The sequence below is a fragment of the Oleiphilus sp. HI0125 genome (assembly GCF_001635355.1).
Genome location: NZ_LWGF01001352.1, coordinates 1 through 757, shown reverse-complemented (window position 1 = coordinate 757; position 757 = coordinate 1). Strand labels below are relative to the sequence as shown.

General features: G+C 41.3%; 1 protein-coding gene. It reads right to left on the bottom strand.

Annotated elements, in window-relative coordinates; genetic code table 11:
• The coding region (locus A3762_RS23130; RefSeq protein WP_068757847.1) for a response regulator transcription factor at positions 1 to 504 on the bottom strand (504 nt) is incomplete at its 3' end.
• Positions 505 to 757: the final 253 nt, after the last annotated feature.

The window sequence follows — 757 nt, the reverse complement described above, 5'->3', positions numbered from 1 at the left end:
AATATTTTGGAACATAAATACCGCGAGGTCGAAGTCTTTATCTGTAAGCGAGACTTCCTCTCCAGATGAGTTGATTGTTCTCTTGCTCAGATTTATGACGTAAGGTCCGATTTCTAGCTCTTCTTGTTCAGCTTGCTCTGTACCTAATCGACGGCTCAGCGCGTTGATTCTTGCCGTCAGCTCACCAATTCGTGCAGGCTTTNCCAAATAGTCGTCAGCACCCGCATCAAGCGCTGTAATGATATCGGCTTCACTGTCGCGCTGAGTTAGGAATAATACCGGGACGCGCCAATTCATTTCGGCACGAACTTGTCGTAATACTTCTGTACCTTCAATGTCAGGAAGTTGCCAGTCCAAAATTAAAAGATCGTAGCTATTATGAAGAACCGAATACACAAAGGATTTTCCAGTTTCAAAATGCTCACAGTCGTGACCATTTTCTTTGAGTTGCGCAACGAGTGTTTCGGCTTGTGACAACTCATCTTCTAGTAATGCGATTCTCATTCATAACCCCACTTTGGACTTACTTAAACTGTTCTTTGATTAAATAGCAAAGCGAGAAACTTGCCATGCCACTAATATTTTCTTATTTATCAGCGTAAGTGTAGTTGCTTTTTGAAATTTTCCGACCCTGATTTGTATCAGGATTTTACAAAGCATTGGATTAATAGCATCTAGACTAACTAGTGACGGATTTATGCCCTAATTTAAGTTGTTTAATGTGGCATTGATCACACTGCCGCATTACTATGCATGC